The 13,714-nt window shown below is 68.1% G+C and carries 15 protein-coding genes; 10 read left to right on the top strand and 5 right to left on the bottom strand.

All coding sequences use genetic code 11. From position 1 onward, the window contains the following. Positions 1–65 precede the first annotated feature (65 nt). Positions 66–3,071 carry a BTAD domain-containing putative transcriptional regulator gene (locus ACQPW1_RS16055; protein ID WP_433663496.1) on the top strand — a complete coding sequence of 1,002 codons (3,006 nt, stop codon included), beginning with the start codon at positions 66–68 and terminating at the stop codon, positions 3,069–3,071. Between the two features lie 270 nt (positions 3,072–3,341). Here the strand turns inward: ACQPW1_RS16055 and ACQPW1_RS16050 are convergent, their stop codons facing one another. Further along, positions 3,342–4,031: a pyridoxine/pyridoxamine 5'-phosphate oxidase gene (locus ACQPW1_RS16050; protein ID WP_433663495.1), complete on the bottom strand. Its 690-nt coding sequence runs from the start codon at positions 4,029–4,031 to the stop codon at positions 3,342–3,344. A gap of 195 nt (positions 4,032–4,226) precedes the next feature. Here ACQPW1_RS16050 and ACQPW1_RS16045 point away from each other — a divergent pair, with 195 nt between their 5' ends. The 4 genes from ACQPW1_RS16045 to ACQPW1_RS16030 all read left to right on the top strand — a co-directional run bounded on the left by ACQPW1_RS16045 (position 4,227) and on the right by ACQPW1_RS16030 (position 6,468). Beyond that, a complete protein-coding gene (locus ACQPW1_RS16045; protein WP_433665255.1) occupies positions 4,227–4,583 on the top strand; it encodes a methyltransferase in 357 nt (118 codons plus the stop codon). A 168-nt stretch (positions 4,584–4,751) separates the two neighbouring features. Beyond that, a complete protein-coding gene (locus ACQPW1_RS16040; RefSeq protein WP_433663494.1) occupies positions 4,752–5,423 on the top strand; it encodes a hypothetical protein in 672 nt (223 codons plus the stop codon). Between the two features lie 16 nt (positions 5,424–5,439). After that, entirely contained in the window at positions 5,440–5,991 is a 552-nt protein-coding gene (locus ACQPW1_RS16035) for a DUF6529 family protein (RefSeq protein WP_433665254.1), read from the top strand. A gap of 15 nt (positions 5,992–6,006) precedes the next feature. Beyond that, a complete protein-coding gene (locus ACQPW1_RS16030; protein WP_433663493.1) occupies positions 6,007–6,468 on the top strand; it encodes a ubiquinol-cytochrome c reductase iron-sulfur subunit in 462 nt (153 codons plus the stop codon). On the opposite strand, the gene ACQPW1_RS16025 is transcribed toward ACQPW1_RS16030, so the two are convergent. The 3 genes from ACQPW1_RS16025 to ACQPW1_RS16015 form a co-directional block, all read right to left on the bottom strand. Continuing rightward, positions 6,465–6,926 (bottom strand): VOC family protein, encoded by a 462-nt coding sequence (locus ACQPW1_RS16025; RefSeq protein WP_433663492.1) that lies wholly within the window; start codon positions 6,924–6,926, stop codon positions 6,465–6,467. The two genes, ACQPW1_RS16030 and ACQPW1_RS16025, sit on opposite strands and share 4 nt — an antisense overlap. Positions 6,927–7,007: 81 nt before the next feature. Next, on the bottom strand, positions 7,008–7,724 hold the full coding sequence (locus ACQPW1_RS16020; protein WP_433663491.1) for a hypothetical protein: 717 nt from the start codon (positions 7,722–7,724) through the stop codon (positions 7,008–7,010). Beyond that, positions 7,721–8,674: a hypothetical protein gene (locus tag ACQPW1_RS16015; RefSeq protein ID WP_433663490.1), complete on the bottom strand. Its 954-nt coding sequence runs from the start codon at positions 8,672–8,674 to the stop codon at positions 7,721–7,723. The genes ACQPW1_RS16020 and ACQPW1_RS16015 overlap by 4 nt, the downstream gene beginning before the upstream one ends. A 76-nt stretch (positions 8,675–8,750) precedes the next feature. On the opposite strand from ACQPW1_RS16015, the gene lspA reads away from it, so the two are divergent. The 5 genes from lspA to ACQPW1_RS15990 all read left to right on the top strand — a co-directional run bounded on the left by lspA (position 8,751) and on the right by ACQPW1_RS15990 (position 12,605). After that, positions 8,751–9,389 carry a signal peptidase II gene (gene lspA, locus ACQPW1_RS16010; protein ID WP_433663489.1) on the top strand — a complete coding sequence of 213 codons (639 nt, stop codon included), beginning with the start codon at positions 8,751–8,753 and terminating at the stop codon, positions 9,387–9,389. Then, positions 9,386–10,312 carry an RluA family pseudouridine synthase gene (locus ACQPW1_RS16005; protein WP_433663488.1) on the top strand — a complete coding sequence of 309 codons (927 nt, stop codon included), beginning with the start codon at positions 9,386–9,388 and terminating at the stop codon, positions 10,310–10,312. Before lspA ends, ACQPW1_RS16005 begins: the two co-directional genes overlap by 4 nt. Next, a complete protein-coding gene (locus ACQPW1_RS16000) occupies positions 10,305–10,973 on the top strand; it encodes a hypothetical protein (protein ID WP_433663487.1) in 669 nt (222 codons plus the stop codon). Before ACQPW1_RS16005 ends, ACQPW1_RS16000 begins: the two co-directional genes overlap by 8 nt. A gap of 349 nt (positions 10,974–11,322) precedes the next feature. Continuing rightward, a complete protein-coding gene (locus ACQPW1_RS15995; protein ID WP_433663486.1) occupies positions 11,323–11,445 on the top strand; it encodes a hypothetical protein in 123 nt (40 codons plus the stop codon). Positions 11,446–11,534: 89 nt separating this feature from the next. Continuing rightward, positions 11,535–12,605 (top strand): MMPL family transporter, encoded by a 1,071-nt coding sequence (locus ACQPW1_RS15990; RefSeq protein WP_433663485.1) that lies wholly within the window; start codon positions 11,535–11,537, stop codon positions 12,603–12,605. Positions 12,606–12,802: 197 nt separating this feature from the next. On the opposite strand, the gene ACQPW1_RS15985 is transcribed toward ACQPW1_RS15990, so the two are convergent. Continuing rightward, positions 12,803–13,621 carry a PhzF family phenazine biosynthesis protein gene (locus ACQPW1_RS15985; protein WP_433663484.1) on the bottom strand — a complete coding sequence of 273 codons (819 nt, stop codon included), beginning with the start codon at positions 13,619–13,621 and terminating at the stop codon, positions 12,803–12,805. Between the last annotated feature and the right edge of the window lie 93 nt (positions 13,622–13,714).

Below are 13,714 nucleotides of genomic sequence, written 5' to 3'. Positions count from 1 at the left end.
CGGGGCACCTTCCGGTTTGTTTACGGTGCGTTTCCGCTGGACAGGGCCGTCGCTAAGCTGCCGGTATGCGTTTCGGTGTGCTCGGTCCGTTGGCGGTCTGGACGGATTCCGGTACATCCGTACCGATCCCTGGTACCAAGGTGCGCGCGTTTCTGGCGGACCTGCTGGTCAACGCCGGGCAACCGGTGTCGGGCGATCGGCTGATCGACGACATCTGGGCCGATGATCCGCCCGGCAATCCGACGGGCACCCTGGCTGCCAAGGCGTCTCAGCTGCGCCGGGCGCTGGAAGACGCCGAGCCTGGTGGACGCGATCTGGTGGTCTCGCCGCCGCCCGGTTACCGGCTTGCCTGCACCAATGTCGACGCACTCCGGTTTCGCGCGCTGGTGGCGGCCGCGCGTGAGACGACCGAGCCGAAGGATCGAGCCCGGGTGCTGAGCGAGGCGCTCGGACTGTGGAGCGGCCCTGCGTTCGCGGACTTCCGCGATGCCGCCTTCGCGCAACCGGCTATCGCGCAGTTGACGGAGCAGCGGCTCGTCGCGGTGGAGGAGCTGGCCGAGGCGCGCCTGTCGCTGGGCGAATACCGCGACGTCGCCAGTGAACTCGCCACCATCGTCACCGAACATCCACTGCGCGAACGACTTCGCGCCGCCCAGCTGCGGGCGCTGTATGGCGCGGGGCGTCAGGCCGAAGCGCTGGACAGCTACGCGGATCTGCGCAGGCAACTGGCCGATGAGCTCGGGCTCGACCCGAGTCCCGAACTGGTTGCGCTGCACCGGTCGATCCTCGGTCAGGAGCTGGAACTCGCCGCGCCGCGGCCGGAAACCGTACTGCGGCGGCGCAGTACCAACATTCCCGCGCAACGCACCGAACTCATCGGGCGCGCTACGGATCTCGCCGAGCTGGGTCGCGCTGTCGGTGATGCCCGGCTCGTCACGCTGACCGGTCCCGGCGGGGTCGGCAAGACCCGGCTCGCATTGGCCGCCGCGGCCGCGCTGACCGACCGATTCCCGCATGGCACTTGGCTGGTCGAGTTGGCGCCGCTGCAACCGACCGCGGCCGACGGTGGGACCTTCCTCGTCGACGCGGTGTCGCAGGTGCTCGGCGTTCGCGCCGCCGACGGTGCCGATCCGACCGAGCTGCTGTGCGAGGTGCTCGCCGAGCAGGAACTGCTGCTGGTGCTGGACAACTGCGAACACGTCGTCGAACACGCGGCCGATCTCGCCGAACTGCTCCTCGGCGCGGCACCGAACCTGCACATCTTGGCGACCAGTCGCGAACAGCTGCGGCTGCCCGGTGAGGACGTCGTCACGGTGGAGCCGCTCGCGGTACCCGCGCCGAACACGGACGCCGCCGATCTCGAACAATCCAGCGCGGTACAGCTTTTCGTTACCCGCGCTCGGGCAAGCGCCCGCGACTTCGTCCTCGATGCCGACACTGCCGAGCCGGTCGCGACGCTGTGCCGCAGGCTGGACGGCATCCCGCTCGCGTTGGAACTGGCAGCGACTCGGGTGCGCGCGCTCGGTGTGCACGAGATGGTCGCTCGTCTCGACGACCGGTTCCGGCTGCTCGCCACCGGTCACCGTGGTGCGCCGCCGCGACAGCAGACGCTCACCGCGATGATCGACTGGAGTTGGGAGCTGCTCGACGAGACTGAGCAGGCGGTGTTGCGGCGGTTGGCTGTGCACGCGGGCGGGTGCACCCTCCATGCTGCCGAAGTCGTTTGCGCCGCAGATGGGTTCGACGATATCGGTGCGGGTTCGCTCACTCGATCTGCTCTCGGCAGCTCATTGCGTCTCGACAAGTCCACGATCGCCGATGTTGTGGCGCGGCTGGTGGATCGGTCGCTGGTGCAGGCTGCGGGGCGGCGGTATCGGCTGCTGGAGTCGGTTGCGGCGTTCAGTTTGGATCGGCTGGCGGAGGCGGGTGAGTTCGATGGGGTGCATCGTGCGCATCATCGGTACTACCTGACGCTGGCGGAGCGGGCGGCGCCGGAGTTGCACGGGGCGGATCAGCAGCGGTGGTTGCGGCGGCTGGATGCGGAGGCGGCGAATCTGCGTGTGGCGCTGGATGGATTCGTGCGGGCGGGGGCCGCGGACGAGGCATTGCGGCTGGTCAATGCGCTTGCCTGGTACTGGCTGCTGCGTGGACGGTTGACCGAGGCGCGGCGCTGGTTCGACGCCGCGCTGGCGCTGGGCGGGTCGGCACAGCTGCGGGCACCTGCGCTCGCCTGGCGGGTTGGATTCACGTTCCAGCAGGGTGAATTCACCGACGGCGCGACCAGACGGAGCGAAATCGCGGCCGTGTACGACACAGTCGACGACCCGGCCGGGCGCGCCCGTGCGGAGCTGTTCCTTGCCTTCTCCGCACTGGAGTCGGGCGACGTATCCGAGCTGGAAACTCTTGTACACAAGGCACTTCCAGTTTGCGAACGGCTCGGTGACCGCTGGGGCATCGCACTCGGCCACGTCGCTTTGGCGCAGGCCTCGCACAGCCGGGTCGATCTGACCGCCCTCGAACTCCACGCCCGCGCCGCCGCCCGGCTGTTCGCCGAAATCGATGACCGCTGGGGCAGGCTGCAAGCCGCCGAATGGCTCGGCGGTCTCGCCGAACTCACCGGCGATCTATCCGGGGCCACCGACATCCACACGGAGGCATTGGGTTTGGCTCAGGAGCTGGAGCTCTGGGGTCAGGTGTGCACCCACCTGTGCTGGCTCGGCTGGATTGCCATGCAGCACACTGAATTCGACCGCGCCCAAACCCTCGCCGAACAGGCCATGCGTGTCGTCGCCGAACACGGCTACAGTTCCGGCCGCATCTTTGCCTCGATCGTCCTAGCGTTCACGGCCCGCCGCACCGGCAAACCCGAAGTCGCCGAACAAATCCTGCACGAACTACTGGTGTTCGCCCCCGCCGACGGCGAGGAAACGCCACTGTTCATCCCGATGCTCCAGGTCGAACTCGGCTATATCCTCGAACAACGCGACCCCGCCGCCGCCCTCGCCATCTCGCTGACCGCCCTCGACGGCGCCCAACGCATCGAAGCCCCCGCGACACCACCTTCGCCCTAGCCGCCCTCGCCTCGGCCGCCGCATCCCTCGGCGACTTCGACACCGCCGCCCAACTCCTCGGCGCAGCCCAAACCGTCCGCGAAACAAACGGCATCCCGCTACTCCCCGCCGAGCGCCCTGACATCGACCGCCCAACCACCATCATCCGAGCAGCACTAGGCGAACCCGCCTTCACCGCCGCCCACACCGCAGGCTCGAAACTGACTGTCCCCGAAGCCCGCACGCTAGCCGCCACCTCAACGCCCAGCTAAGTTGCCACGAACGAAACGGTCAGGGCCACAAGCGGGTCCGCGACCAGGAGTCACCAGCGGCCGAGTAACGGAGACGTTGGTGGCGGCGTTGCGGATCCCCTTGCCAGAACTCGACCTCATCCGGGCGGACCGCATACGATTGCCACTCGTCCGGCACGAGATCCGGTGCCGACTCCAGTTCCTGGCGAGCAAGTTCCAGCGCCTCGTCCAACTCTCCGAGACGATCGAAGGGCTGACTCTGCCGACGAGTCAATGCCATCTGCCTCGAACCATCAGGCCGCGCAAGGAAATCCGCTGCGGCCACCGCAGGCGCATCCGCCACCACCGGCCCGCTGACCCGCACCTGACGCACCAGCTCCGGCCAGTAGAACGTCAGCGCGGCGAAGGGGTGGGCGGCAAGCTCGCTCCCCTTCCGACTGAGCGTGCTGATCGCGAAATGCCAACCCGCGCTGTCGACATCCTTCAGAATCAGCACCCGCGCCGACGGTCGTCCGTCCGCGTCGACCGTCGACAAGGTCATCGCATGCGGCTCGGTCACCCCGGACCGGACCGCCAGCATGAACCATTCGCTGAACAACTCCATCGGACTCTCCGGCGCATCCGCCGGATCGAACTCCGGCGCCGCCCCCTTCAGCACCGAAAGCTTCCGCAATTCATCCCGCAGCCCGTCGACCGAAACCGCCCGCTCCGCCACCCGAAGACCTCCCACATCGCCACCATCGAACGCGCCGAGCCTATCCGAGTCCCCTCGCCTCGAACGGTGACAAAGCACAGCACTCACCACCCGACGCACGAGCCGGATCCGAATCAGCGAGCTGCTGAACGGATCTCGGGCAAAGTGGGCAGCGCCGCAGTCTCGCCGGTGAGATCGACGAGTATTGCCCACAGTTCGTCGAAGCGTTGACTGCCGAGACGCTGCTCCCAGGACTCGAGAACGTCGGCGATCGCGGTCCCGACCGCCGACGCCTATCTGATCAAGAGCTGCCTGCACAACTTCACCGACGCACAGGTGGTGGACGCGCTCTCGGTAATCCGACAGGCCGATGCCCCCTTGCTGATCGCGGAAACAGTGGTCCCGGCGGGCAATCAACCGCACTACGCCAAATTCGACGATATCGAGATGATGGTGCTCGCCGGCGGCGCGGATCGCGCCGAAAGCCAATGGGCCGAACTGCTCGCGGCGGCGGATTTCACGCTGGCGCGAACCATTGCCTGTGACGAGCGGTTCTCCCTGTTGGAAGCAATGCCGCGCGGGCAATAGACATTCCGACACATTCGATCGACACGCCGATATTTGGTTGCCATGAATGTCCGTTTGAACCGCCGGGTGCCCTGCCCCGTTGACAATGCGAAGAGCGATACCAGCACAGCCTGAAGTTCGGGGATCGCTTCGGCCGGTCTACCGACGGCCGTACATCGAGGAGATCCTATGAAACGTCTCGGGCCGTGGATAACCCTGGCGGCGGTTGCCGTGCTGGGCATTGTCCTGCTCGTCGTCAATATGTCCAAAGAGACCGAACCGACGGCGGCGAAACCGAATACGCCGGCGGTAGTGACCAGCACCGCTGCCGCACCGCCGACTACCACTGTCGCACCGACGAGTGCCGCGCCCGCTCCGGTGCAGTTCCCGCCGAAAGCGGACTACGTCGGCAATATCCCGCTGGCGACCGGTGCTCCGATCACCCTGTCGATCACCGTCCAGGGCGACAAGGCGATCGCCTACGCCTGTGACGGAAAGTCTGTCGAGTCGTGGCTGCAGGGCAGCGCAGCCGCCGGCGCACTACAGCTGACCGGGAAGAACGACGCCAAACTGGACGGCCGCTACGACGGCAAGGTGGTCACCGGCACGCTGTGGCTCGGCCCGAAGAAGTGGGAATTCACCACCGCGCCGGTGCAATCGCCCGCCGGGCTCTACGTCTACACCGAGGGCGGCGCCCGGCAGAGCTGGATCGTCGATGCCAACGGCAACGTCACCGGCGTCCAGCGCGCCGCCGACGGCGCGACCTCCCCGGCCCCCGGTCTGACACCCGACGCGACGGCAATCGTCAACGGCAAGAAGATAACTGCGAACAAGGTAAGTGGTGGTGACAGTGTCGGCTGATCGAGAGACGGCGCCCATCGGGCGGCCGCAGCCCAGCGCGACGACGGTCGCGGCCATCGCGATCCCGCTGCTCGTCGGCGCCGCGGTGTCGGTGCTACTCGGCGTCTACGCCAAAACCCATGAGCCATCGGCCTTTTCCGTCAACATCGCGGGCTTCTCCGGCCCGCAGGCGGTCAAGGCGTGGCTGGCCACCGTCGCCTTCCTGCTCGCGCTGTTCCAATTCGTTTCCGCGCTGGCGATGTACGGCAAGCTGCCGGTCAACGCGCCGTCCTGGATCAGCACCGCGCACGTCTGGTCGGGCAGGCTGGCCGTGCTGGTGAGTGTCCCGGTCGCGGTGCACTGCCTGTACGCCTTGGGTTTTCAGCAGTACGACACCCGAGTGCTGCTGCATTCGCTGCTCGGCTGCTTCTTCTATGGCGCGTTCGTCGCCAAGATGCTGCTGCTCACCCGAAAAGGGTTGCCCGGCTGGGTGATCCCGGTCGCGGGCGGCCTGGTCCTGGCCGCACTGACCGGGCTCTGGCTCACCTCGTCGCTCTGGTTCTTCCAGAACAACGGCCTCACCTTCTGATCGGAGATCGACCACATGACCAACGACGAATCGGTCTTCACCCGCCGCAGCATGGTCGCGGCGAGCGCGGGCGCCGTTGTCGCGGCGGCGGCACTGAGCGCGTGCACCACCTACGGCAAGGAAAACGCCACTCCCGCACCGAATCCCGCAACGAATCCGGCGCCGAACGGCACACCGGCCGGACCGGATCAGCCCGCCGGAAACGCGCTCGCCAAGACCGCCGACGTCCCCGTCGGCGGCGGGGTGATCGTCGGCGACACCGTGGTGACCCAGCCGAGCGCGGGCACCTTCGTAGGCCTGTCCTCGACCTGCACGCATGCCGGTTGCACGGTCGCCTCGGTGTCGAACGGCACCATCAACTGCCCGTGCCACGGCAGCAAGTACCGCCTGGACGGCTCGGTCGCCAACGGCCCGGCCAGCAAGCCGCTGGCCGCGAAAACCGTTCGGGTCGTCGGCGATTCGGTGGTGCCCGGCTAGCCGAGGTGTTCGGCCATCCGCCGGTCCATCTCGTCCGGCGGAACATCTTCGACGTGGGTCGCCACCGTCCAGTGGTGACCCCACGGGTCTTCGAAGGAGCCGCTGCGGTCACCGTAGAACTGGGTGGTCATCGGGGTGAGTTCCGTGGCGCCCGCGGCCAGTGCCGCGCCGAAGGCGGCATCCGAGTCCTCGACGAACACGAGCAGGTTGATAGGGGTGCCGCCGACCTGCTTCGGATCGCGGAAGGACATCTCCTCGGACGGGTCGCCGACCATGACGAGCGAATTGCCGAACATCAGCTCGCAGTGCGCGACCTTGCCGTCCGGCCCGGGCATGCGCATCCGCTCCGATGCGCCGAATACGTGCTTGTAGAAATCGATCGCGGCCGCGGCGCCGTCGATCGCGAGTCCCGGCGACACCACCGGGTAGCCGTCGGGGATGGGCTTGACATCAGACATGAGAAACCTCCATCGAGGCGATGTGTCGGACGCTGTGAGCCTAGCCCCGGAGTACGCCGCCGTACGGCGAATCCGCCCTGATCAAGGCCCCGAAACACCCTGCAGCCGACGCACCTGCGCGGCGGTCAGATCGCTGAGCACCCCGGCCTCGACCGGTTCCGGCGCGGTCACCGCCACCTGCGCCAGCGTGCTGCCGACCTGCACGATCGCGACCGAGGAATGTAACGTCAGCCCGTCACTGGTGGTGCGCACCTGGAAGGCGGTGGCCGCGTCACCGGCTTGCGGCTGGGTTAGTCCGCCGACTCGGTAGTCGACCGCGATATCGGTGGCGTCGGCACCGGCGTAATGGGTGCAGCGGCGCAAGGTCGCCTGTACGTCCGAAAACGCGGACGCCACCGCATCATTCGAATAGCTCGCCGCATCGATATCGATGCTGGAGAAGTTCGGGCCCGCGTACTGCGTGGACGCCTTGGCCAGCGCGCCTGGCCGCTGCTCACCCAGCGGGGTCAAGACTTTCGAGCATTCGGCCGGATCGGTCGGCGAGCCCTGCGCACCGGCGGGCACCTCCGCACGCGTCGGCAATGCGGTGAAGTTCGGTGGCAGATTCGTACTGGTCAACAGCTGGTCGTGCAATCGGTCGGCGTTCGTGATGGGCGCGCTGGTCACCGGCGCGGCGGCCGCGACCGGACCGAGCGGCGGCAATTCCGGCGACTGTGGGGCCGCCGATTTCGACGATCCGCACGCCGCGACGAGCGCGGTGGTCGCGGCGGCCAGCACCAGGCCAAGCCCGCGGCTCACTCCGTCCACGAAACCTGCGTGTCGATCGTCTGCTGCAGCACACTCGCGCTACGCGGATCGCGGTAGCCCTGATGACCGCCGACCGTGATGGACCCGGAAACCGGCAGCGGCAACCCGAGATCGACGGTGATGGTGCCGTTGCCCTGCATGACGTAGTCCTGGATGTCGAGCTTGCCCGCGTTGTTGGGCAGGTTCCACACCGCGGACTTGGGCTGCTGGGTGACATCGAGCTCGATGGTCAACCGGTCGCCGTCGCGCTTGGTCAGCGTCGCCGTGGTGACCTGTTCGAGGGTGACGCCGCCGCCGATCTCCTGCACCACCGTCCAGACCGCGCCCTCGCCGACCGGCTGATCGGGGAACGCGATGGATCGGTAGACCGCCTGATAGAAGGCCTGTTCCAGCGCGGCGCGGGCCGGGTTGGAGGTGTCCGGCGACGGCTCGAGCCGCAGCGCGGTGATCGCGCCGAGGTCGCTCAGGTCGAAGCCGGCGTGCGAGCCGCCGGTCTTGGTGAGCGCCTTGGCCAGCGACGGATCCGGCGTGGTGACGGTGCCCAGCGTCAGATCGATGCCGTCGGCGTCGGTCTGCGCGGTCATCGGGATGGACAGGGCGGGCGCGGAGAAGTCCCGCGCGGGCTGATCGTTGATCTGCTGCGCGATGCGATGCGAGGTATGCAGCGTCACCCGCTGCACGGTGCCCGCCGGGTAGTCGCGGCGCAGCAGCGAGCGCGGCTCGTCGCCGGGCGAGAGGACGGTGGTGATCGCGGCCGGGATCGGCACGGTCACTTCCTTGCCGATGCCGAGCGGCTCGGTGCTGTCGGGTTCCGAGCGCGACTCGGCGCCACCGCTGCAGCCGGTTCCGAACGCGGTCAGGCCGACCGCGAGCACTATCAGCAGCACACCCGACCGCGCGAACCGGGGGATGTGGGGGGAAGACAACACCGTCACGAGCATCAGGGTACGACCGGTTCCTGAGTGTCAGCTGGGACTTGCGGGTGACCACCGCACAACGTGTCGGATAGCTCGAGAGATGATGGTGCGTGTGAGTGATGAGCCGCCGTCCGAGGAGAACCCAGCAAACCCCGCCGAGGAGGCGACACCAGCGACTCCGCCCCAGCGGCTGCGGACCCTACTAGTCATCGCCGGAGTGCTGCTCGGCCTGGACTTGCTCACCAAATGCATCGTCGTGGCGAATCTGCATCCGGGCGAGCCGGTATCGATCATCGGCGACTTCGCGCGGTTCAGTCTGGTGCGCAATCCCGGCGCGGCCTTCTCGATGGCGACCGGCATGACCTGGCTGCTGACCTTGGTCGCCGCGGCCGTGGTGGTCGGCGTGGTGCGCATCGGTCGCACACTGCGGTCGCTGTGGTGGGCCATCGGGCTCGGCATGGTGCTCGGCGGCGCGCTCGGCAATCTGGTGGACCGGCTGTTCCGGGCGCCGGGACCGTTGCAGGGGCATGTGGTCGACTTCATCGCGATCGGCTGGTGGCCGGTGTTCAACGTGGCGGACTCGTCGATCGTCTGCGGCGCGATCCTGCTGGTGGTGCTGACCGTGTTCGGCTTCGAGCCGAACGGGACGCGCACCGGGCGCGGCGAGCCCGACGAGGCCGACGACGCGGCGACCGAGACCACCGCGAACAAGACCACCAGCGAAGGGAACACTGCATGAGGGAAACACGAACCATGCCCGTTCCCGACGGGCTCGACGGCATGCGGGTGGACGCGGGCCTGTCCCGGCTGCTCGGCCTGTCCCGCACCGCCGTCGCCGCGCTCGCCGAGGAAGGCTCCGTGCAGCTCGACGGCATCGCGGCGGGCAAATCCGACCGCCTCGCCGCGGGCGCCTGGCTCGAGGTGATCTTCCCGGAACCCAAGCGGGAGCTCTCGATCGAGGTCGCGCCGGTGGAGGGCATGCGGATCCTCTACGCCGACGACGACATCGTCGCGGTGGACAAGCCGGTCGGCGTCGCGGCGCACACCGGCGTCGGCTGGACCGGGCCGACGGTGATCGGCGGGCTGGCCGCGGCGGGTTACCGCATCTCCACCTCCGGCGCGCACGAGCGCCAGGGCATCGTGCACCGGCTCGATGTGGGCACCTCCGGGGTGATGGTGGTCGCGCAGTCCGAGCACGCGTACACGGTGCTCAAGCGCGCGTTCAAGCAGCGCACCGTGGCCAAGCGGTATCACGCACTGGTGCAGGGACATCCGGATCCGAGCAGCGGCACCATCGACGCCCCGATCGGGCGGGCCCGCGGCAACGACTGGAAGTTCGCGGTCACCGCCGACGGACGCCCGAGCATCACGCACTACGACACCGTCGAGGCGTTCCAGGCGGCCAGCCTGCTCGACATCCACCTGGAAACCGGTCGCACCCACCAGATCCGGGTGCACTTCTCCGCGATCCGGCACCCATGCTGCGGCGATCTCACCTACGGTGCGGACCCGCGCCTGGCTCAGCGCCTCGGCTTGGAAAGGCAGTGGCTGCATGCCCGTTCGCTCGGCTTCAACCATCCGGCGGACGGCCGCTGGCTGGAGATCACCAGCGAGTACCCCGACGATCTGAAGCACGCGCTGGACGTCCTGCGCAATGCCTGACCGGCGGACGCTGCCCCTCGGTCGAATCGCCCTGGGGGTGGCGGCCGCCGCGCTGGTTGTGTTCATTGTGTTGCTCGGGGTGCTGAACCCGCCGCGTAAGGCGGGGGTGTTCACCGATCGGCTCGGGCCGGAGCAGGGTGAGCAGGTCGCGGATTATCTTGCGCGGGCCCGTGATTCACTCAGTGGTACGGATACCGCCGATCACTGGGCTCTGGTGTCGTTCACTGAACCCTTAGTCCCGGAACAGATCCCGCCGAACAGCGGTGGACTGCGGATAGCGCAAGTGCTGTACCAGGTTCCGGTCCCCCGGGTCCAAACGCCTTTGGTCGCAGTCCCGGTCCCCGAAGGCGATGCGGCAGCGATCTCTTCCGCGGAGTCGGCCGCCTGGCTACTCCCCCGAACCTCACCCGACGAACGCGCCACTCGAATCACCGCACTGGCCGCGGCGCGACTCCGTTCCGGCTGCGCCTGCACCGTCGGCCTCGTCCTCCGCGGCCCCCTCAACGGCCTCCGAAACCTGGCCTCCCAAAACGGAATCCGCGCGGTAGAGGCACTACCCGCCGATGCCGTAGCCGGTCGATTCGGCGTGGTGCCGCTACTCCCCGACCAACTCGACGTTGCCCTCCCCGGACCGAACGACGGCCCGGTGCCGGACCAGTGAGGCCCGCAGCGCCGACGCCGCGCACCAACTGTCTTGCCGCGCACCAAATCGCTAGCTGATTCGTGCGCAGCCGTACAAAAGATGCGCAGCGCGAGGCATCCACTGACACCACCGGAGCGCCGACGCCGCGCACCAGTTCCCCTGCCGCGCACCGGCTGTCCTGCTGCGCACGAATTTGCTAGCTGATTCGTGCGCGGGAGGACAAAGGATGCGCGGGAGCCAACGGCGAGCGGTCCGGTTGTCAGTGCTGTGCTAGCCAGTCGGCAATGTCGGCGATCACGGCCCGGTCTACGTGTTGCGGAGTTTGGTAGTCGGCCGGGGTGACGGGTCCGGCGCCGGAGAAGAATAGGTGGTCGGCCTGCTCGTAGATGCGGAACGTAGTGTCGGGGTGGTCGGCGAGGCCTGCCTGCCAACCGGCGAGGTCGTCGGCGACGGTGACCTGATAGTCGCGGGCGCCCTGAAGGATCAGTAGCGGCTTGGTGAGGGCGGCGGCGGTCGAGACAGGCTGGTGCGCTGCTCGTGCTGTGCGGGCGGTGGGTCTTCTGGCCGCGGATTCCGCGCATGGACGCCGCCGACACCGTCCAGCGAGCCGGATGGTGGGAACGACTGGGCGCGGGCATCTCTCGGCGTCCCGCCGTCGCCGCCGCGGCGGCCACCGGTGTGCTCGCCGTCCTGACGCTCGGCCTGCTCGGCGACACCGATTCGCTGGCCCAAACCGACCGCTTCATCACCACACCGGAGTCGGTTGCCGGACAACAACTCATCGCCGAGCACTTCCCCGAACGCGGCGGCCTTGCGCTGACCGTATTGGCGCGCAGCGAATTCCGGGCCGAAGTGCTGCGGGCGGTACGTGCCGACCCCGGCATCGGCTTCGCCGAGGAAGGGCGCGTCGGGCCGGAATACGCGGAGATCTCGGCGATCCCGGTGGACGCGCCGGACTCGGCGGCCGAATACGCGACCATCGAACGGTTGCGCGGCACGTTGCCCGGCGTCGGGCCCGGCACCCTGATCGGCGGGGCGAGCGCCGCCAACCTCGATGTCGACCATGCCGCCGAACGCGATCACTGGATGGTCTTGCCGCTGGTACTGGTCGCGGTGACCGCGATCCTCGGCTTGCTGCTGCGGTCCATCGTCGCGCCACTCGGTTTGGTGCTCACCGTGGTGTTGTCGTTCGGATCAGCGCTAGGGGCAAGCGTTTTCGTGTTCGAGCACGTCTTCGGCTTTCACGGCCTCGATTCGTCGCTGATCACGATGACGTTCCTGTTCCTGGTCGCGCTCGGCGTGGACTACAACATCTTCCTGATGAGCCGGGCCCGCGAGGAAGCATCCCGATACGGCACCAGAGACGGGATGCTGCGCAGCCTGTCGGTGACCGGCGGGGTGATCACCTCGGCGGGCGTGGTGCTCGCCGCGACCTTCGCCGTGCTGATGACGCTGCCGCTGGTCGCGATGGTGCAGGTCGGCTTCACAGTGGCGTTCGGTGTGCTGCTCGACACGCTGCTGGTGCGGTCGGTACTGGTGCCCGCGCTGACGCTGCTGGCGGGCGATCGCGTCTGGTGGCCGTCGAAACCAGCACGGCCCGAGCGGGATTCGGTGCCGGTCGAACTCGAACAGGAGCCGTCGCGGGCGTGACATTGTGGGACAGACCTCCGCCGGGATGCTTCATCCCCGCTTCATCCCGGCGGAGGCCCGCAATCACCACGCCGCGTCAATGGATCGGCGCGCCGTGGTGACAGAGCACGACTCGATTGCGGCGCAACCACATTCCGGCTACGCCGAGTCAGCGTGCGAGTCTTGGTGACAGCACGCGCGAGTCGCGGAGGCTTGCCTCAGTCCGGCAGCTGCACAACGCCATCCAGGTACCGGCGGCACCGGCCGACGAGCAGTACCCGGTCGCCGGCTAGCTCGCAGCGCAGGCTGCCGCCGCGGCGGGAGAGCTGGCGGGCGGTGAGTTCGGTGCGGCCGAGTTCGCGCGCCCACAGCGGAACCAGTTGGGCGTGTGCGGATCCGGTGACCGGGTCCTCCAGTACGCCGACGCCCGGTGCGAAGAAGCGGGAGACGAAGTCGGTGTGCTCGCCGCGCGCGGTGACGATCGCGCCGCGCGGTAACGGCGGGAACGCGGTGAAGATCGGTTCGGCGTCGCGGACTTCCTGTTCGGTGGCCACCACGATGACCTCGTCGGTGCCGGTGAAGGCACGCACGGCGCTGACGCCCAGCGCAGCGACCAGCACCAGATCGGGTTCCACTTCGGTGGCGGGTACGGCGGGCAGATCGAGCACGAATTCGTCGTCGTCGGTGCGGTCCACGTGCAGCCAACCGCTGCGTGTGAAGAAGCTCACCCGGTCGGCGCCGGGGTGCATGTCCTCCAGAATCTGTGCGGCACTTGCCACTGTGGCGTGCCCGCACATGTCCACCTCGACCGCCGGGGTGAACCAGCGCAGGTGGAACGCGGGCCAGTCGCCGGGCGGCGCACCGGCCTCCGGCGGTAATTCCGCGGTGTAGAAGGCGGTTTCGGCGAGGTTGTTCTCCTCGGCCAGGTGTTGCAGCAACGAATCCGGGAGCCACGACGAGAGCGGCATCACCGCGGCTGGGTTGCCCGAGAACGGTGCGTCGGCGAACGCGTCGATCTGGTGCAGCAGTACCTCCATATTCGGAGAAGGTACTCCAACACTGAATGGTCGCCTCGCACAAGGCTTCTCGCGGCGCGCCGGGTCAGATGTCCAGTTTGTCAGGAAACGCCG

The organism is Nocardia sp. CA-128927, from assembly GCF_050955855.1.
Classification (GTDB): domain Bacteria; phylum Actinomycetota; class Actinomycetes; order Mycobacteriales; family Mycobacteriaceae; genus Nocardia.
This window is presented reverse-complemented; position numbering and strand designations above follow the sequence as displayed.